Annotated in this window: 7 protein-coding genes; 3 read left to right on the top strand and 4 right to left on the bottom strand. The window is 47.0% G+C overall.

Annotated features, from left to right (window positions below):
- Window positions 1-25: 25 nt before the first annotated feature.
- The 3 genes from EZMO1_RS08530 to EZMO1_RS08520 form a co-directional block, all read right to left on the bottom strand.
- Window positions 26-1012, bottom strand: coding sequence for a hypothetical protein (locus EZMO1_RS08530; RefSeq protein WP_145912536.1), 987 nt, complete (start codon window positions 1010-1012; stop codon window positions 26-28).
- Between the two features lie 237 nt (window positions 1013-1249).
- Window positions 1250-2122, bottom strand: a complete 873-nt coding sequence (locus tag EZMO1_RS08525) for an SEC-C metal-binding domain-containing protein (protein WP_086936401.1) — start codon at window positions 2120-2122, stop codon at window positions 1250-1252.
- 52 nt (window positions 2123-2174) lie between these two features.
- Entirely contained in the window at window positions 2175-3284 is a 1110-nt protein-coding gene (locus EZMO1_RS08520) for an AAA family ATPase (protein WP_051789626.1), read from the bottom strand.
- Between the two features lie 290 nt (window positions 3285-3574).
- Here EZMO1_RS08520 and EZMO1_RS08515 point away from each other — a divergent pair, with 290 nt between their 5' ends.
- The 3 genes from EZMO1_RS08515 (at window position 3575) to EZMO1_RS28055 (ending at window position 9121) form a co-directional block, all read left to right on the top strand.
- Complete coding sequence (locus EZMO1_RS08515) at window positions 3575-7180, top strand: DEAD/DEAH box helicase (protein ID WP_051789628.1); 3606 nt, start codon at window positions 3575-3577, stop codon at window positions 7178-7180.
- A gap of 1 nt (window position 7181) precedes the next feature.
- Complete coding sequence (locus EZMO1_RS08510) at window positions 7182-8324, top strand: plasmid pRiA4b ORF-3 family protein (protein WP_034874180.1); 1143 nt, start codon at window positions 7182-7184, stop codon at window positions 8322-8324.
- Window positions 8325-8363: 39 nt separating this feature from the next.
- A protein-coding gene (locus EZMO1_RS28055) for an IS1 family transposase (RefSeq protein ID WP_420809906.1) occupies window positions 8364-9121 on the top strand; the annotation gives its coding sequence in 2 pieces (ribosomal slippage) (window positions 8364-8631 and window positions 8631-9121; 759 coding nt in all).
- A 152-nt stretch (window positions 9122-9273) separates the two neighbouring features.
- On the opposite strand, the gene recD2 is transcribed toward EZMO1_RS28055, so the two are convergent.
- Window positions 9274-11472, bottom strand: a complete 2199-nt coding sequence (gene recD2, locus EZMO1_RS08495) for an SF1B family DNA helicase RecD2 (RefSeq protein ID WP_051789629.1) — start codon at window positions 11470-11472, stop codon at window positions 9274-9276.
- Window positions 11473-11494 lie beyond the last annotated feature (22 nt).

Raw genomic sequence — 11494 nt, 5'->3', positions numbered from 1 at the left:
AAAACCATGGTGCACTAATCATCTGTCATTTGCTTTTACTTCTCTTTCTTGCCTGCTTCGCTTGTTTTCGCTTTTTCTTTTTATCAGCAAGCTGAACAACTTTCTTGGTTGCCGGTTTAGATGTTCCAGACATTGCTCCGCTTAACCAGTCCATCGAATCCCTACTCTGGTATTGCCGGGAATTCATATCCTCCACACTGTTATATTCTGCTTTGGGGTCAGCTGCAGGGTACCCCGTCAGATAAACGACATCATGCTCAAAATTGCTATACCCCATCATAAGATACTCGTTCCAGTACTTGAGCATGGGACCCCACTTCATAAATGCATCATACTCTGCAGGATATCCTCGTCTGGTCATTTTCGGAATCATCTTGTCAACAAGATCCAGAAGCCCAGACTCGGAAACATTGCGTATGACATAAGGTGTTGTAAACACAATATGGTAATCATAGCCATCCACCAAAGGTGGCATTAACCGTATGTACCATATTTCACCAGCACGCCCCAGATAACCCGAACTGCTGTGGCACAGGAGCTGGCGGTTTGTCTTTAACTCCCTCAGTCTGATGAAGTCGCCTTCTGAGCCTTCATGAATATAAAACCCCATTCTGGACTTCTGCATCACTTCGAGAGTCTCGATAAGATCAGGCTGAACACCCAGCTCCCGAGCCATTTCTATCATGCACTGCGTGATGGTTTCACGGTGCTCACCGAAAGGGAGATCGAAGCTTGACCAACAGAAAAAATAACTCCCGCTAAGAGGGCTCATTGGAGGCCCAACAGGCATGTAGTTTTCTTCAAGATCAACGTACAAATCCACCCACTGCTGCAATTCGGGAAATTCAGTTGCCTGCTCAACCAGCACAGACAAAAAATTCTGTGCATACAGATAGACAGCATGAAGCGGATCGTATCCATCACCTATCAAGACATCAGGCGTCTTAATCTCATCATTTAATGCAATTGCGTTCTCGCGCCCGGCTTTCACTTCATTGAGATCAACCAGCACTCTCTGCTTCTCTTGTCTGAGGCGACTTACCAAGCCTTCTCGCACATTCGTCATACTCTACACCCTTACGAGCCAACCGACTAAGATCTGACCGGGCTGACTGAAAATCAACATTAAACAATTTCTGTCAATCATCTTAACTGGAGTTACGCACCCTCTACGAATCATCAAGGTTTCCGAACGAGGTCATTGCTCTGTAGCCCTGATTCCTTCGTTTAAGGTGCGTAACATCAGATCTTAATTTAAGCAACACTTTTTATACTTCTTCCCACTCCCACAAGGACATGGATCATTACGACCGGTAGGTTCTGCCGCAAGAGCAAGCTTTGAGGGCTGAGCACCCATGGACTCAATTAATTGTCCTTGAATCTGAATGCGGTCAAAATGAGACTTATACCATTTTCTCATGCGTCTATAGCGTTGACGGAGCTCTTTCAAGTCGATGACTTGTAGAATTTTCTGCATAACCATTGAGGTTTTTAAACGCTCAGCTCGACCTTTCTGCGACTCCGTTTCATATTTGCCCGTTTTTAAATCAACGGCCAGCATAAAATCATCCTCTTCGCACCACTTATTGTCATCCGTAATAATCGAAAGGTGTACCTTCGAGCAATGACAACTGCGATTCACACAATACAAATCCATGACAAAATAACGGACATCATCCATTTCAAACTGAATAAAAGGTTGAAATGGCAGAATCTCTTCGTAGCCAATCAGTATCGAATTTTCTTCTACTTCGTAGATTGGAAAAGAAGGTTCAAGGGCATCCAGGTCAGTGTTCAGCGTCAATTGGGCTTTAAACACATAATGTTGTTGATTCAGAAGCTCCCAGTCACTTGAGCGCATATCATTTATAAACGCATTATAAACTCCATCCGTCACACTCTCTTCCCGTATCACTGCTCGATCAGACAGATCAAGCATGATGGCAACATCATCAATAGGCCCCTGACCGAGCGAAGTCATCTCCAGCCGGATCTGTTTACAGTGACATAAAGGGTTTTCACAACCGCTCATCTGCACAGCAAAACTTTGCGGCTTTCCTGAAGCACCTGTTGGGAACGAGCATATTAGCTGTTCGTTTTCACTCTTTGGTTCTAATAACATGCGCTTACTCCTCTTTGCTTCAAAACAATAAAGTACTGGTGATGCCTAATGTCTATTCAAACAATGCTACCAAACTGTTGGCACTACCCTGTCGAACAAATTCTCTCTGGGTTATAACCGCTCGACCTTTGCCATTTGATTCAGGCTCAAAATCTAAATCCAGCCAGCCATCTTTCTTTACATCAAACTGAGGTTCTACCGATGCCATCACCAAGGGAGAATGAGTCGCCGTAATTAACTGAACATTCACACGTTTGCTGGTTAATTGATTAACGGCTTGTAATAGTGAAACAATGATGCTGCGCTGCCACTTAGGGTGCAAATGCGCTTCAATTTCATCAATTAAAAACACAATTTGTCTGGTAGGTTCTTGCCCCAAAAAAGCACAAGCACTCAGATGCTCCTTCCACGCCCAGACCAATAAATAAGCCAAAGCAATAATTCGTTTCATACCAGAAGATGCATGAATCACCGGAACTTCCTGACCATAAGACATGTTCAAGGTCGGAATATCTCTGGAGTCATCCAGACTAACTCGCGTCAGCCGTCCTGCACTGATTTTTTCCTGAGAGGAGGGTGACAATGAATCAAGAATATTCTGCAGCAGTTTAAAGGTATCGCCATTCTCTTTCTGCCAACCCGCCCAATCATGGATTAAACCATTACATAAAGGCTTGCCATCATCTCCCCACAAGCCATCCCAAACCTCTTGTGGCGTAAACACATACGCAGGCCGCCGCTCATGGATAGCCCCGCTTTGACTCTCCGAATAATTCCGGGCAGGGTCCCAGACGGCAAACCCACCGTTAGGCAAGGCATAAAGCACCAGACCTGCCATTACAGGCTTGGAGCGAGGAAAAATCCATTTCTGCTCTTCCCGCCGAAAGGGCACCTCGATTTTGACAGACCGCGTTTTACCTTTTAACTCAATATTAATATCTGCTTGCAACCGGGGATCGACTGGCCGAGCCATATAGCCTGAAGTTAAAGCAGTGTTTACTTCCTGCGGCCACTTACGAGTCAATGCCCACCAGGCAATATCCAGCAGGAAGCTTTTACCCAGGCCGTTATCGCCAGTAATCAAGTTCAGCCGTGGGGCGAAATGAACAGGCTGATTCCCTTCCGCTGGCCCCACATTGTTTAACGTTAACGATCTCAGCATTCATCTGGTCTCTGGTAGCTTTGCCAAGTAAAAGTAAGTTTTCCTTGTTTTTATACCATTTTTGAGCAATCGATTCAGATAAACATCTTCACAAATAGACCGAGGCTACCCATCACAAACTTTGAAATCACTCATTCTTCTATCTGAAACCACTACCGGTAACCCGTCTTACCGGTAGCAATTTCCTACTGCCCATTTGATTCAGCAGAAGTAGTTCCTGCTACACAATGATAGCGACACAAACACAATGTCGCTAAAATAAGTTCTTTCAAATTCTATGTAAGCAATGCATGTCTGAACTTAACATCGACTTCAACCGCATCTTCGGCGCTAAAACCTATGGCAGAGGGAAAAAATACTTTCAGTCCCGCCATGTTTTAATGGTAAGCCTTGATGAGAAAAAACATTCTTTAAAAGGGGCGGTTCTGGGCTCAGGCACGCACCGATACAACGTAAATATCACCTTCTGGCAAGATGCACCGGAAGAAGAGCTTATAGAGGGCCATTGCTCCTGCCCTGTTGGGTATAACTGCAAGCACGTTTGTGCCGTTTTACTCAGTGCTGAAAAACAATACGGTACAGATACCCTCAATGCACTGATTGGTATAGATGACGATGACGTCATTGAAGGCACCTATGAAAGTTTCTCGGAATTTGAAGATGAACTATCGAACCAGCTAGACAATCTAAAGAAAGCCTTAACCCTTGATGACTCCCCAAAGGCTGAAACACTCAAAGAAATAATCAGTTCAATGGAAACTCTGGGTATATCCCTTGAAGATTTAGGTTGGCAAGATTCTTCGCAAAATAGTCAGACAATGACTGGCCTGTCTGATCCGGAAAAAGCAAAACTAAAAAAACAGAGAACTCAGTGGCTGAAAAACCTTAAACGAGTCACCAGCCAAAGCCAGAATAGTAAAATAGCCACCAGCGTAAAAAAACAACCAGGCTGTCTAGTCTACGTGCTTCGCTTTGACAGAATGGGCAACACATCCGTCACCCTGCACCTGTCTCGCTACCTCAAAAAAGGCGGCTTGGGCAAATTAAACTCATTTTACGGCGCACAATCTGCCATTCAAACCTACAACTGGCCTGCCAGTGTAGACGATGCAGACCAGCACATCATAAAAATGGCCTACATTCACAACGATATGACACCCTACGGCAATGGCATAAGAATTCGCGAAACTCACGGTGTTGAGCTTCTGACGAAAATCATTGCTACGGGACGTTGTACCTTTGATGAGCATTCAAAACAGATCATTGAGCAAAGCAACCCAACAGCAGGAGAGCTGCGCTGGCTGGTTGACGAGCAAGGTCTGCAGCAGCCTGCATTGTTCAGTCAACAGAACGACCGGCTGAATCTCATACCCACAACGCCGCCTTATTACCTCAAAGTCAATAAAGAGGTTGCCGAGTGCGGCGAACTGACACACTTGCCCGACGGCGAAATATTACAAACCTTATTACAAGCACCGCCGTTGGATAACGACGGCATAGAAGAAACTCAAAGTGCGATTTCCAGTCTTTTTGGCAGTCAACCGACCTCTAAGAATCGTTCCAAAAAGAGTTCCAAAAAGGGCTCTGAAAAGAGTGCTAAAGGGTCACAACCCACGCCCATACATCTGCCGAAAAAAATCCAGACGCAATTTATCGAACCGCAGCCCGTTCTGATGTTAAGCAGCCACCCCATCAAACCATCTGGTGAAATCGCCCGCGCCAATTTGTTATTCAGTTATGACGGACACCGTATCGCTTTTGAGAACCCATCGGACTCCATCACGCTGCCTGATAACGATGAAGTCATTATTCCAAGACAAATACAGCAGGAAATACAGCACACTCAGGCACTCATGCCCTATCTGGTACCCGCAGACACACCGAACCCAGACGGGCTCAGAGAAGGCGACCTGATCATTGAGTGCGCCAAAGACCGCTACCAGCAAGAATGGCTACAATTCATCACCCATGTCGTGCCCGAACTGGAAGACGATGGCTGGATAGTAGAAACCGAAGAGAGCTTTCCATTCCAGTTTGAACCCATTTCTGATGATGACTGGTACGCCGAGCTGGATGAATCCCAGATGGACTGGTTCACTCTAAAACTGGGTATCAACATTGACGGAAAGCCCATTGATCTGTTGCCCCTGCTCGCCCGACAAATCCACCAGCTCCCAACGCCTGACGAACTTCGTAAAATGCCGAAAGACGAACAGGTGCCTGTCGCACTGCCCGGAGGACGTTTTATTAACCTTCCGGCAGAACGCTTACAACTGATTGCCGGTACGTTGCTGGAACTTTATGGTGACCGGCCACAGGGCGAATACCGTCTGCAAAATCATCACGCCGATATCTGGCAGGAATTACACGACAAGCTGGGCTTACCCTGGGCAGGTGGCGATAAACTGCTGGAACTCGCTCGCAAACTGAAAAGTTTCAAGCGAATGAAAAAAGTCGCTCCCCCCAAAGCACTGCAAGCGGAGCTGCGCCCTTACCAACAAGACGGTTTATCCTGGTTGCAATTCCTCCGTGAATACGGCCTGAACGGTATATTGGCAGACGACATGGGACTGGGTAAAACCCTTCAAACCTTGTCTCATTTGCAAGTGGAAAAACAACGACTGGGCAAAAAACTACCGCCCAGTCTGGTGGTTTGCCCGACCAGCCTGCTGCATAACTGGAAAAATGAAGCACAGCGTTTCACACCGGAGCTGAACGTTCACATACATCATGGCTCACAACGAGACAGCAGCCAGATAAACAACGCGGATCTGGTACTCACCAGCTACGGTGTTATTCAGCGTGATTTTGAAACGCTCAGCAAAACCAATTTTCACCTGCTGGCACTCGATGAAGCCCAGGCTGTTAAAAACCCTAACGCAAAAAGCGCTCAGGCCGTTCGCTCCCTGAATGCAGCCCACAAGCTCTGCATCACCGGCACACCTATGGAAAACCATCTGGGTGAATTGTGGTCTTTATACGACTTCCTGATGCCCGGTTTCCTTGGAGCCAGAGACCAGTTTACCCGCTTCTACCGAACCCCCATTGAAAAACACAACAACAAGCAACAATCAAAGAAACTGCAAAAGCGGGTAGCACCGTTTATGTTGCGCCGAAGCAAAGACCTTGTTGCCAAAGAACTCCCACCCAAAACGGAAATCGTCCGCACCACTGAGTTGAATGGTAAACAAAGAGACCTGTATGAAACCATTCGTGCCAGCATGGAATCCCGCGTTAAAGATGAAATCGAAAAGAAAGGTCTGGCTCGCTCCCAGATTGTCATTCTCGATGCCCTGCTGAAAATGCGACAGGCCTGTTGCGACCCCTCACTGGTTAAACTCGAACAAGCCAAAGAAGTGCCGGAATCGGCCAAGCTCGACCTGTTAATGAGTCTGGTCCAGCCGATTGTTGAAGAAGGCCGGAAAATCCTGATCTTTTCCCAGTTCACCAGCATGCTCTCTCTGATAGAAGAGCGACTAAACGCAGTCAACATAGACTGGGTGAAACTCACCGGACAAACCCGTGACCGTCACCGCCCCATCAAAGCTTTTCAGGAAGGTGACGTGCCCGTGTTCCTCATCAGCCTGAAAGCCGGTGGCACCGGCCTGAACCTGACCGCTGCCGACACAGTGATCCATTACGACCCCTGGTGGAACCCTGCGGTAGAAGATCAGGCCAGTGACCGTTCACACCGGATTGGTCAGGATAAGCCCGTATTTGTTTACAAGCTGGTCACAGAAGGCACCGTGGAAGAAAAAATCCAGGAGCTTAAAGAGAAAAAGAAAAACATTGCTGCCTCGTTATACGGAGAAACCAATGGCAAGAAAAAGCAGTCCATTACCGCAGAAGATTTGAATGTTCTGTTTGAACCTCTAAAAGCTGCAGAGGCGCAATAAGATGACTCTCATTAAACTCCCACCAGAAGCTCTGAAAACAATCAAAAACCAACAGTTTTCAAGCGACAAGCCGGGCTCCGTTGTGAAAGACTTCAATACCTTTCTGAATCGGGTTATTGAAAAACCAGTTCCCCTGAGCAAAGGGAAACGGCAGCCAACTCAAAAATGGACTTCCGTCCTTAATGAAGAACTGACCGTTCCGGGTCGCCCTGAACTTGATCGACCTCTGACGATTCACTACCCGTCCATTTTAGGGCTTTACTTACTGGTCCGGGCTTCAGGGCTTGGGCGTATTTTCATAGCTGGAAACAACAAGTTTCAACTGATTATCAACCAGAGTCTGCTGGAACAGTGGCAAAAGCTCACACCTACAGAACAATACTTCAGTCTGCTGGACGCATGGCTCACCAGAGCCAGTTCAGAAATTATTGGTCAGGAACTCCACGGTCGGGATCATCGTCCTTTAGGATGCACCGGTGTGAATTTTCTCAGGCAATCCGCTTTTAATGAAGAGCCCGCTTCATCCATCTGCCTTGAAGCACTCCCGACCAGCTTTGGCACTTACAATATCGCACTGCTGAAACTATTTGGTCTGGCTGACGTCCAATGGCTGTCCACGACTCAGATCGCACATCTGCAATTTACCCCTCTGGGCGTCAGCCTGTTGAATGCGTTCGAGAAATCAATCGATGTTCAGGGGTTAATGCTACCCTCTGGCTGTGAAGACATACTGTACGAAGATGACGGCATGCTTCAGGTGGTTCGACAATGGCGTGATGACGTCAATCAGATGCTGCACCCACCAGCTGTGCCACACCATGAAAGCTACATCATCAAAGCATCCATGTATGCCTATAAATGTCAACGAACACTCATCGTACCGACCAATGCCACGCTGGATCAGCTGGCTATGGCGATTCTGGGAGCATTTTCCTTTAGCAACCAGTTCCTTTACTGCTTTTTATATGAAGACTGTTATGGCGACAACTACGAAGTAGCAGACCCTCAATTAAAATCAGAATTCACTGATTGCGCCGATACCGTCAGCTTAAAAGACGCTCAGATATTGCCAGGAGAACAGCTCCGACTTCTGTATAATCTCCAGGTAGTGGCACAGTTCTGTGATTCTAGCCCTGTCTGCTAAAATACGACATTCGGCAACTTTGAAAAATGCGGTTTAAAAATGTGCCTTACGCAAGTCCTCTGTACAACATGTGGCAGTAACCAAGTTCGGCCTTTCGGATACAGCACTCATGATGTTCCACGATACTATTGCTGTAATGACAAATGTGAAATCAAAACCTTCATGCTTGAATATCGCTACAAGGCCTGTGAGCCTGGCGTTAAAGAAAAAATCATCGATATGGCAATAAATGGCAGCGGAATCAGGGATACAAGTAAAGTACTCGGAATAAGCAAGACAACAGTAATAAAGACTCTAAAAAAAAAGAAAGCGGTCTGGTAAAGGTCAACCCAAATATTCAAACTATTGATCTCAAGTCAGATGCAATTATTCATGTAGGGCTTGTCTGCCAAGAGGCTGAGCTAGATGAGCAGTGGTCGTATGTTCATGATAAATCGAACCAACGCTGGCTTTGGTATGCTGTTGATCACGCTACAAATACCGTGCTTGCTTATGTTTTCGGAAAACGGAAAGATGAAGTTTTTAAAGAACTCAAAACACTTCTGAAGCCATTTGGTATTAATAAATTTTACACCGATGATTGGGGAGCCTATGAGCGACACCTTGATGAAAACATGCATATTATTGGTAAAGCAAACACTCAGAAGATAGAGCGTAAAAACCTTAATTTTCGGACTTGGATTAAACGGTTGGCCAGAAAGACAATTTGTTTTTCAAAGCTCGAAAAGATGCACGATATTGTTATTGGATTATTGATTAATAAAGTTGAGTTTGGGGTCAATATTCACGCGATATAACAGTTCTGGCCCACTACCTAATCTCCAAAGTGAACCTTGGGAATTTATTCTGGACATTGTGGATGGCGCCAGCGAGCAAACCGACAAAATCACTGTAACCGAATACAAAGGCGAACCACCCAGAGAGTTCTGAGTTAAAAAGCCACTCACCTCTACCCCAATCTCGCCTGCAAATTCGTCAACCGGCGGCTAGACTTCATACTTCTGGCCGCCATGCCCACCGCCTTGGGCTGCCCCACCAACACCACCATTTTCTTGCCCCGTGTCACGCCGGTATACAGCAGGTTACGCTCCAACAGTGTAAAGTGCTGCATTGCCATAGGAATTACCACACAGGGGTATTCCGAGCCCTGACTTTTATGAATCGTCGTTGCATAAGCGAGCGACACTTCATCGAGTTCATTCACCGGATACAACACCTCCCGACCATCAAACTCGATCATCACCTCACCTTCTTCAATATCAATAGAAGTCACACGACCAATATCCCCATTGAACACTTCCTTGTCGTAGTTGTTCACCGTCTGAATCACCTTATCGCCCGGCGCATAGGTCCAGCCATAGCGAGTCACCCTAGGATGAGCATCAGGGTTCAACGCTTCCTGCAACGCCACATTCAGACTACGAGCGCCTAAGCCCCCACGGTTCATGGGTGCCAACACCTGAATATCATTCACCGGATCGAACCCAAAGGTTTCCGGCAACCGCCGGGTCACTACCGCCATCAGCTTGGCAAACAGCTCTTCCGGCTCTTCGCCGGTAACATAAAAGAAATCCGTCTTCTCACCTTTTTTGGTGATTCTGGGCGCTTGCCCACGATTGATAGCATGCGAACCGGTAATAATCTGAGACGTTGCCGCCTGCCGGAAAATCTCTGTCAGCCTCGCCACCGGCACCTTGCCTGAATCAATCAAATCACATAACACAGAACCCGGTCCCACCGAAGGCAACTGATCCACATCGCCCACCAGCAAAACCGCTGCCGAATCGGGCACCGCACGTAACAACTGATTCATCAGCACCACATCCACCATAGAACATTCATCCACCACCAGCAGATCGGTTTCCAGAGGGTTTTCAGCATTACGTTTGAAGTCAAAGGCAGAAGGGTCAAAATCCAATAATCGGTGAATGGTCGTCGCTTCCTGTCCAGTCGATTCAGACAATCGTTTAGCTGCTCTACCCGTCGGCGCACACAACGTCACCTCAACCCGTTTAGCCTGAATGATTTTGAGAATACTGTTGACCACCGTCGTTTTACCCACACCGGGGCCACCGGTAATGATGCAGAACTTATTCTGCACTGCCAGCTCAATGGCACCCTTTTGAGAATCGGACAGTTGAATGCTGTTTTTCTCCTCAACCCAGGGAATCGCCTTATCCATCGCAATGCCTGACCAGCTTGAACTGCCTTTAAACAGACGATTCACATGATTCGCCACACCCTGCTCAGCCCGAAACAGCGGCGTTAAAAACAAACAGGGTATTTCATCAATCATTTCAGGCGTTAACCGGTCTTCATTAATTTCACACTGAATCGCTTCTTTAATCGTGTCTTCCGGTATCTCCAGCAGCTTGACCGCCTCATCCACCAGCGTCACAAACGCACGAGCGCAATGACCATCGCCAGAACACTCCTGCAACACATGACGAACACCTGCCTGCGCCCGAATTAACGACACCCGATCAATACCCAGCTGCATGGCAAGGTCATCGGCGGTTTTAAACCCAATGCCGTGAATATCCAGTGCGAGCCGGTAAGGGTTCTCCTGCACCTTGGCCACCGACTCATCGCCATAAGTTTTATAAATACGAACTGCACGAGCTGTACCGACACCATGAGATTGCAGAAATACCATGATTTCCCGAATCACTTTCTGTTCCGACCAGGCAGAAGTAATCTTTTCTCGTCGTTTTTTGCCGATGCCGTCCAGTTCGGTTAACCGTTCCGGGTTTTCTTCAATAATATCGAAAACATCTTCACCAAAGGCTTTTACCAGACGCTTGGCAAAATGGGGGCCAATACCTTTCACCATGCCCGAACCAAGATATTTCTCAATCCCTTCCAGCGTATTCGGCGTGACCGTTTTAATGTGCTTAACCTTAAACTGAACGCCATGCTTATGATCGTTAAACCAGATACCACTGGCATCCACAAACTCGCCGGGCGTTACAGACGGCGTATTGCCGGTCATCGTCACCAAATCACGTTGCCCTTTGCACTTCACACGAATGACAAAAAATCCACTGGCTTCACTGTGAAACGTCACCCGTTCTACAGAACCCTGTAAATGCACCATGGGTTGATGATCGGTTTGCGGGTGATAGGGTGAAGCTGTCGTTGGCTGCATAATAAAACGGGCGGTTATTCAA

It is taken from the genome of Endozoicomonas montiporae CL-33 (assembly GCF_001583435.1).
GTDB lineage: Bacteria > Pseudomonadota > Gammaproteobacteria > Pseudomonadales > Endozoicomonadaceae > Endozoicomonas_A > Endozoicomonas_A montiporae.
This window is presented reverse-complemented; position numbering and strand designations above follow the sequence as displayed.